11 protein-coding genes are annotated in these 6,088 nt (G+C 71.2%); all 11 read left to right on the top strand.

Features of this window, described 5'->3' with window-relative positions:
* On the top strand, positions 1-1,106 hold a 1,106-nt coding region (locus tag CCR87_RS14715; protein WP_201158292.1), incomplete at its 5' end, for a phage portal protein.
* Positions 1,103-1,348: a GTA head formation protein, RCAP_rcc01685 family gene (locus tag CCR87_RS14710; RefSeq protein ID WP_201158291.1), complete on the top strand. Its 246-nt coding sequence runs from the start codon at positions 1,103-1,105 to the stop codon at positions 1,346-1,348. The genes CCR87_RS14715 and CCR87_RS14710, both read left to right, overlap by 4 nt.
* A gap of 66 nt (positions 1,349-1,414) precedes the next feature.
* Complete coding sequence (locus CCR87_RS14705; protein ID WP_201158290.1) at positions 1,415-2,011, top strand: HK97 family phage prohead protease; 597 nt, start codon at positions 1,415-1,417, stop codon at positions 2,009-2,011.
* 4 nt (positions 2,012-2,015) lie between these two features.
* Positions 2,016-3,224 (top strand): phage major capsid protein, encoded by a 1,209-nt coding sequence (locus tag CCR87_RS14700; RefSeq protein WP_201158289.1) that lies wholly within the window; start codon positions 2,016-2,018, stop codon positions 3,222-3,224.
* Positions 3,225-3,285: 61 nt separating this feature from the next.
* Positions 3,286-3,909: a head-tail connector protein gene (locus CCR87_RS14695; protein ID WP_338048942.1), complete on the top strand. Its 624-nt coding sequence runs from the start codon at positions 3,286-3,288 to the stop codon at positions 3,907-3,909.
* Complete coding sequence (locus CCR87_RS14690; protein ID WP_201158288.1) at positions 3,906-4,244, top strand: head-tail adaptor protein; 339 nt, start codon at positions 3,906-3,908, stop codon at positions 4,242-4,244. The genes CCR87_RS14695 and CCR87_RS14690 overlap by 4 nt, the downstream gene beginning before the upstream one ends.
* Positions 4,241-4,651 (top strand): DUF3168 domain-containing protein, encoded by a 411-nt coding sequence (locus CCR87_RS14685; RefSeq protein WP_201158287.1) that lies wholly within the window; start codon positions 4,241-4,243, stop codon positions 4,649-4,651. The genes CCR87_RS14690 and CCR87_RS14685 overlap by 4 nt, the downstream gene beginning before the upstream one ends.
* Positions 4,652-4,688: 37 nt before the next feature.
* Complete coding sequence (locus CCR87_RS14680) at positions 4,689-5,102, top strand: phage major tail protein, TP901-1 family (RefSeq protein WP_201158286.1); 414 nt, start codon at positions 4,689-4,691, stop codon at positions 5,100-5,102.
* The gene (locus CCR87_RS14675; protein WP_201158285.1) at positions 5,102-5,422 is read left to right on the top strand and encodes a gene transfer agent family protein; all 321 of its coding nucleotides are present in this window, start codon (positions 5,102-5,104) and stop codon (positions 5,420-5,422) included. The genes CCR87_RS14680 and CCR87_RS14675 overlap by 1 nt, the downstream gene beginning before the upstream one ends.
* Positions 5,419-5,631 carry a phage tail assembly chaperone gene (locus CCR87_RS14670; RefSeq protein ID WP_201158284.1) on the top strand — a complete coding sequence of 71 codons (213 nt, stop codon included), beginning with the start codon at positions 5,419-5,421 and terminating at the stop codon, positions 5,629-5,631. Before CCR87_RS14675 ends, CCR87_RS14670 begins: the two co-directional genes overlap by 4 nt.
* On the top strand, positions 5,624-6,088 hold a 465-nt coding region (locus CCR87_RS14665), incomplete at its 3' end, for a phage tail tape measure protein (RefSeq protein WP_201158283.1). The genes CCR87_RS14670 and CCR87_RS14665, both read left to right, overlap by 8 nt.

Here is a 6,088-nt window from a genome sequence, read left to right as displayed (position 1 = left end):
GGGCGGGCCGTGCGGTCTGGGGTCCGGTGGACGGCCGCGCGCGGGTGCGCGGGGGGTTTCAGGGCAATCCCGTGGGGTTCCGCGCGGTGCGCCTGATCGCCGAGGCCGCCGCCGCGCTGCCGCTGGTGTTGCAGGATTGCGAGCGCCGCTACGAGACGCATCCCCTGATGGGGCTGATGCGCCAGCCCAACCCGGTGCAGGGCCGCGCGGAGTTTCTGGAGGCGCTGTTCTCGCAGCTGCTGCTGTCGGGCAACGCCTATGTCGAGGCGGTGGGCGACGAGGAGACGTCGGACACGGGGGCCCTGCCGCTGGAGCTGCATGTGCTGCGCTCGGACCGGATGCGGGTGTTGCCGGGGCCGGATGGCTGGCCGGAGGCATATGAGTACGCCGTGGGCAACCGCAGGCATCGCTTCGACATGACCCGAGAGGTGGCGCCGGTCTGCCATATCCGCACGTTCCATCCGCTCGACGACCATTACGGGCTGTCGCCGCTGGAGGCCGCCGCGACCGCGCTGGAGGTGCACAACGCCGCCTCGCGCTGGTCGCAGGCGCTGCTGGAGAATGCCGCGCGGCCCTCGGGGGCGATTGTCTATACCGGCGCCGACGGGCATGGCGGGCTGTCGCCGGACCAGTACGACCGGCTGGTGGCCGAGATCGAGGCCAACCATCAGGGTGCGCGCAATGCCGGGCGCCCGATGCTGCTGGAAGGGGGCCTCGACTGGAAGCAGATGGGCTTCTCGCCCTCCGACATGGAATTCCAGAAGACCAAGGAAGCCGCCGCGCGCGAGATCGCGATGGCCTTCGGGGTGCCGCCGATGCTGCTGGGGATCCCCGGAGATGCCACCTATGCCAATTACCAGGAGGCCAACCGCGCGTTCTATCGCCTGACGGTGGTGCCGCTGGCGACCCGTGTGGCGGCGGCGCTGGCGCACTGGCTGTCGGGGTTCTCGGGCGAGGTGGCGGAGCTGCGGCCCGACCTGGATCAGGTGCCCGCGCTGGCCGAGGAGCGTGACCAGCAGTGGCGCCGCGTGGGCAAGGCGACATTCCTGACCGATGCGGAGAAGCGCGCGATCCTTGGGTTGCCGCGTCTGTCGGAGGCGACATGACACCGCGCCGCCCGGCGCGCAGCACCCGCTGTTCGCACGAGACCTTCGATGCGGCCCACGCGCGCATCGAGGCCAACGAGCGCGTGGCCGAGGAGCGCTGGGCGGCGCTCGAGTTCCGGCTTGGCCGGATCGAGGCGATGCTGGAGCGGCTGGAGCGTCGGCTGTGGCTGACGGTCTACGGCGTTCTGGGCGCGATCCTGGCGCAGCTGGGAATTTCCCTGCTGCCCGGGCTGCCGCTGTGAGCGGCCGGCGTGGGCTGGACGGGCGACCGGGCGGCTGAGGGCCCGGATATCAGAAAAGGGCGAGCGATGACGGAGATTCTGGGGTTGGAGCGCAAGTTCCACCGACCCGAGACCGGTCTGGTGGTGACCGACGGCAATGGGGTGGCGGGCTATGCCTCGGTGTTCGGGCGGCGTGACAGCGGCGGCGACACGGTGGTGGCGGGGGCGTACGCGGCCTCGCTCAGGCGCCTGACGGAGGAGGGGCGGCGGGTCAAGATGCTGTGGCAGCACGATCCCACCCGCCCCATCGGCGTCTGGGAGGAGGTGGTGGAGGATGACCGCGGCCTGTGGGTGCGCGGGCGGCTTCTGCCGGAGGTGGCCAAGGGGCGCGAGGCGGCGGCGCTGATCGCGGCGGGCGCGCTGGACGGGCTGTCGATCGGCTATCGCACGGTCAAAGCCGAGCGGGAACGCAACGGTGGCCGGCGCCTGGTGGCGCTGGAGCTGTGGGAGGTCTCGCTCGTGACGTTTCCGATGCAGTCCGAGGCGCGCGTCGGCGCGAAGGCCGAGGCGGCCGAGGACGCCGAGGGTGTCCTGCGCGAGTTGGCGCAGGCGTTGGCGACCGCGCGCCAGGTGCTGGGCGGGCAGGGCATCGCCGAGGGGTTTGAGGGTGGCAAGAAAGGATGACGCGATGAGCGACACACAGACGGCGGCGGGCACGGAGCGCGCCACCGACACCCATCCGGCGCGCGAGGTCAAAGCCGCGCTGACCGGATTTCTGAGCGAGTTCGCGGCGCAGCACGCCGAACTTCGCACCCGAGTTCAACAACAGGAAGAGCGACTGACCATGCTGGATCGCAAACACGCCCGCCTTTCGTCCTCTGCCGGGCGCCCGTCCCTGTCCACTGGCGCCGAGGCCGAGCCGATGCACCGCAAGGCGTTCGCGGCCTATCTGCGCTCGGGCGCCGATGAGGCGCTGCGCGGGGTGTCGCTGGAGGGCAAGGCCATGCGCACCTCGGTCAACGCCGAGGGCGGGTTTCTGGTCGATCCCGAGACCGCCGAGGCGATCCAGGGGGTGCTGCACTCGGCCGCGTCGATCCGGGCCATCGCCAATGTGGTGACGGTGGAGGCGACCTCGTTCGACGTGCTGGTGGACCACAGCGAGCTGGGCACCGGCTGGGCCACCGAGGCGGGCCCGGCGACCGAGACCGGCACACCGTTGATCGACCGCATCTCCATCCCGCTGCACGAGCTGTCGGCGATGCCGAAGGCGAGCCAGCGGTTGCTGGACGATGCCGCGTTCGACATCGAGGGCTGGCTGGCCGGGCGCATCGCGGATCGCTTTGCGCGGGCCGAGGCGGCGGCGTTCATCTCGGGTGACGGGGTGGACAAGCCCAAGGGGTTCCTGAACCATCTGGCGGTCGCGAACACAGCCTGGCAGTGGGGGCGGCTGGGTTATGTGCCGTCCGGGGCCGCGGGGGCGTTCAAGGCCGCCAACGGGGCCGATGCCATCGTCGATCTGGTCTATGCGCTGGATGCGCCCTACCGGGCCGGGGCGGTGTTCGTGATGAACTCCAAAACCGCCGGAGCCGTGCGCAAGATGAAGGACGGTGACGGGCGGTTCCTGTGGTCCGACGGGCTGGCCGCGGCGGAGCCCGCGCGGCTGATGGGCTATCCGGTGCTGGTGGCCGAGGACATGCCCGACATCGGCGCAGGCGCCCACGCGATCGCCTTTGGCGACTTCCGCGCGGGCTACACCATCGCCGAGCGGCCCGACCTGCGGGTGCTGCGCGATCCGTTCTCGGCCAAGCCGCATGTGCTGTTCTATGCCACGCGGCGCGTGGGCGGCGATGTCAGCGACTTCAAGGCGATCAAGCTGCTGCGCTTCGCCACCAGCTGAGGCGGCGCGCGCAATTGACAGACCCCGCGCCCGGACATGCCGGGCGCGGGCAGGCCGCGCTGTGGCCAGCCCCCTCCCCGAGCCGATGGAGACGATGACGATGCTGACGGAGGTCAATCGCTTGCCCGACGCCGCGCTGCCGCTGGAGATCTGCAAGGCGCATCTGCGACTGGGCCATGGCTTTGCCGATGATGGCGGCCAGGACGGTCTGATTGCCCGCTATCTTCGGGCGGCCATGATGGCGATCGAGGCGCGCATCGGCAAGGTGCTGATCCAGCGCGACTTTCGCCTGCGGCTGGCGGACTGGCGCGACCCGCGGGGGCAGGTGTTTCCGGTTGCGCCCGTGGTGTCGGTGCATGGCGTGGCGATTGTGGATCGCGACGGTGTCGCGCAGGCGGTGGACCCGGCGCTGTATCGGCTGGAGCCGGACCCGCATCGGCCATTCTTGCGGCCGGCCGGCTGGATGTTGCCGCAGCCCCCGTCGCGCGGCGCGGTGGAGGTCACCTTCACCGCGGGTTTCGGGGCCGACTGGCAGGGTGTGCCGGAGGATCTGGCCCAGGCGGTCATGATGCTGGCCGCGCAGTACCATGAAAGTCGCCATGGTGCCGCCCCGATGCCCGCGGGTGTGGTTGCGCTGATCGCAAGCTGGCGGGTGGTGCGGACATCCGCAGGGGGTGGCCGATGAGGGCGCCTGCGCTGACCCGGCGGCTGGTGCTGGAGGTGCAGCTGCGCGAGGGCGACGGGGCCGGGGGCTATGCCGATCGGTGGGAGCCGCTGGGCACGCTGTGGGCCGAGTTGCGCGCCGGAGCGGGGCGCGAGCGCGAAGGGCCGGGCGTTCCCATGGGGCGCGTGCCCTATCGCATCACCGTACCGGCCGCACCGCACGGGGCGCTGTCGCGCCCGCGTCCCGACCAGCGGTTCCGCGAGGGCGCGCGGGTGTTTGCGATCCTGGCCGTGGCCGAACGCGATCCCTGCGGCGCCTATCTGACCTGCTTTTGCGAAGAGGAGGAGCCGGCATGAGTTACGCAACGGCCGCCGCGCTGCAAGCGGCGGTGTATGCGCGCCTGGCCAGCGATCCGGTGGTCACGCAGCAGGTGGGCGGTGCGATCCATGATGCCGTGCCAGCGGGGACGCCCCCCGGCACCTTTGTCGTCGTGGGGCAGGGCGAGACGGTGGACCGCTCCTGCGTGACCACGCCTGCGGCCGAGCATCGGCTTCGGATCAGCGTCATCAGCAACGCGGCCGGGTTCCAGCGCGCCAAGGAAGCCGCCGCCGCCGTGTCGGACGCGATGCTGGCCGATCCGGTGCCCGTGCTGCCGCGCGGCCGGGTGGTGGGCGTGTGGTTCGCGCGTGCCGAGGCCGGGCGGGTGCGCGGCACGGGCGCGCGGCGGATTGAGCTGACCTTTCGCGTCCTCGTCGAGGACTGACCGGCCACGGGCCAGATTTCAGCAGGGAGTGCATCCGATGGGAGCGCAGAACGGCAAGGATCTTCTGATCAAGATGGACATGGACGGGGCGGGCGCCTTTGTCACGGTGGCGGGGTTGCGGGCGACGCGGCTGACGTTCAACGCCGAGACGGTGGATGTCACCAACCTCGACAGTGCGGGGGGCTGGCGGGAGTTGCTGGCCGGCGCGGGGGTCAAGAGCGCCGCGATCTCCGGCTCGGGGGTATTTCGCGATGCCGAGAGCGATGCGCGGGTGCGCCAGACCTTCTTTGCCGGAGAGGTGGCGGGGTTCCGGGTCGTGGTGCCCGATTTCGGCCTGATCGAGGGGCCGTTCCAGGTCACTTCGGTCGAGTATGCAGGCAGCCACAACGGCGAGGCGACGTATTCGCTCAGCCTCGCGTCGGCGGGTGCGCTGGGTTTCGAGGCGCTGTGATGGCCAATCCGCATGCGGGCGAGGTCGCGCTTTGGGTCAACGGACGGCGCGAGGTTCTGAAGCTGACGCTGGGGGCGTTGGCGGAGCTGGAGGCGGGGATGCGCACCGACAGCCTCGTGGCGCTGGTGGAGCGCTTCGAGAGTGGCCGCTTCACCACCCGCGATGTCCTGTGTGTGCTGGTGGCGGGGTTGCGTGGCGGCGGCTGGCCCGGTGATGCCGACGACATTGCCCAGGCCGACATCCGCGGTGGCCCGGTGGAGGCCGCCCGCGTGGCCGCCCAGCTGCTGGCGCGGGCGTTCGCCGGGCACGGGCTGGCATGACCGCAGCGCCGGGCTTCGACTGGCCGGGGTTGATGCGGCTGGGGATCGGTCGGCTGGGCCTGCGCCCGGCCGAGTTCTGGGCGCTGACGCCGGTGGAGCTGTTGATGATGCTGGGTCCCGCGCCCACGCCGGGCCCGCTGGATGCGGCCGGGCTGGCGGCGCTGGCGGCGCGGTTTCCCGACACGGTGAAAGGAGAGGGTCATGGATGACATGGACACGCGCGTCAGTGCGCTGGAGGCGAGCCTGGATGGTGCGCGCGGTGCGACCCAGGCGTTCGATGCGGAGCTGGCGCAGATGGGCCGGACCATGGGCCTGACGGGCCGCGAGGTCGACGGGCTGGGCCGACAGGTCGGCAACGGTTTGCGGCGGGCCTTTGACGGCATGGCGATGGACGGGATGAAGCTGTCGGATGCGCTGCGCTCGGTGTCGCGGTCGATGGTGGATGCGGTCTATTCGGCGTCGGTCCGACCGGTGCAGGGGGCTGTTGGGGGGGCTGTCTCGCAGGGGGTCCAGTCGATGATGCAGTCGTTCCTGCCGTTTGCCTCGGGTGGGCAGTTCGCGCAGGGGCGGGTGATGCCGTTTGCCGAGGGCGGCATCGTGTCCGGCCCGGTCGCATTCCCCATGCGCGGCGGCCAGACCGGCCTGATGGGAGAGGCCGGGCCCGAG

Origin of the sequence: Rhodobaculum claviforme (assembly GCF_016653255.1) — a bacterium.
GTDB lineage: Bacteria > Pseudomonadota > Alphaproteobacteria > Rhodobacterales > Rhodobacteraceae > Rhodobaculum > Rhodobaculum claviforme.
Note: the sequence above shows the minus strand (reverse complement) of the source record. Positions and strands in the feature narration are given on the sequence as shown.

Excerpts from the sequence above, each read along its gene's own strand:
- CCR87_RS14710 (WP_201158291.1), top strand. The coding sequence starts at position 1,103 with ATGACACCGCGCCGCCCGGCGCGCAGCACCCGCTGTTCGCACGAGACC.
- CCR87_RS14690 (WP_201158288.1), top strand. The coding sequence starts at position 3,906 with ATGAGGGCGCCTGCGCTGACCCGGCGGCTGGTGCTGGAGGTGCAGCTG.
- CCR87_RS14670 (WP_201158284.1), top strand. The coding sequence starts at position 5,419 with ATGACCGCAGCGCCGGGCTTCGACTGGCCGGGGTTGATGCGGCTGGGG.
- CCR87_RS14675 (WP_201158285.1), top strand. The coding sequence starts at position 5,102 with ATGGCCAATCCGCATGCGGGCGAGGTCGCGCTTTGGGTCAACGGACGG.
- CCR87_RS14685 (WP_201158287.1), top strand. The coding sequence starts at position 4,241 with ATGAGTTACGCAACGGCCGCCGCGCTGCAAGCGGCGGTGTATGCGCGC.
- CCR87_RS14705 (WP_201158290.1), top strand. The coding sequence starts at position 1,415 with ATGACGGAGATTCTGGGGTTGGAGCGCAAGTTCCACCGACCCGAGACC.
- CCR87_RS14680 (WP_201158286.1), top strand. The coding sequence starts at position 4,689 with ATGGGAGCGCAGAACGGCAAGGATCTTCTGATCAAGATGGACATGGAC.
- CCR87_RS14700 (WP_201158289.1), top strand. The coding sequence starts at position 2,016 with ATGAGCGACACACAGACGGCGGCGGGCACGGAGCGCGCCACCGACACC.